Annotated in this window: 1 pseudogene; it reads left to right on the plus strand. The window is 43.4% G+C overall.

Features of this window, described 5'->3' with window-relative positions:
• Positions 1-1,072: pseudogene (locus ACFIL3_RS10435) on the plus strand (hypothetical protein); the annotation flags it as partial.

The raw sequence follows: 1,072 nt of genomic DNA on the forward strand, positions 1-1,072 counted from the left end.
GTAGCGGGTAACCAGCTATATGCACTAGGGAGCGGTGTTGCGAAGTCTTTAGGTGGTAAAGCTAAGTATGAGAATGGGACTTGGAGTGCGCCTACATTCGCGGTTAAAAAGTTTTCATCTGATGGCAGTGTTACTGCCTCGAGTTATAGCGATGTCGCGTCTGCCTTTGCTGGTGTTGGTGATTCATTCGAGAATGTTAAAGATAAAATCGATCATGTTAAGGATGAAATTACCGAAGAGATTACCAATGAGATTACCACTGCTCAAGCTGACGCCTTGTTGTGGGATAAGTCTAAAGGTGCGTTTGTAGCGACGCATGGTGAAGAGAATGCAAGCAGCAAGATAACATCGCTTTCCAATGGATCTATAACTAAAGGCTCAAGTGATGCTGTAGCGGGTAACCAGCTATATGCCCTAGGGAGCGGTGTTGCGCAGTCCTTAGGTGGTAAAGCTAAGTATGAGAATGGCACATGGACAGCTCCGACTTACGAGATCTCTCATGTTTCTGCAGATGGTGATGTGGTAAAGACGAGCTTCAATGATGTTGGTAGCGCCTTTGCGGGTCTTGATACGAGTGTCAAGAATGTGAACACTCATCTGTCTAATGAGGTTAAAAAGTTTGAGGATAAACTAAGTAATATTACTCAAGCGGTTAATGGTGATGCTTTATTATGGAGCGACGCTGCACATTCCTTTGTAGCGACGCATGGGGACAGTAAAGAGAACAACAAGATTACGTCTCTTAAAAATGGAGATATTAGTGGAACTTCAACGGATGCCGTAGCGGGTAACCAGCTTTATGCTCTAGGTGATAAAGTTGCGCAATCTTTAGGTGGAGGAGCTAAGTATGAGGATGGTAAATGGAGCAAACCTAAGTTCACGGTTAAAACAGTAAAATCTGATGGAACTGAGAGTGAGGAGAGCTATACAGATGTGGCTTCAGCGTTTGCCGGTGTAGGAACTTCTTTCACGGATTTACATAAAGAGATTACCAATGAGATTAATAAAGTTGTAGGAGATAGTCTTGTTAAGCAGGATGATGCTACGAAGGTAATCAAGATAGGTGATGAAA

It is taken from the genome of Bartonella sp. CE47NXGY (assembly GCF_042195415.1).
Classification (GTDB): Bacteria; Pseudomonadota; Alphaproteobacteria; order Rhizobiales; family Rhizobiaceae; genus Bartonella.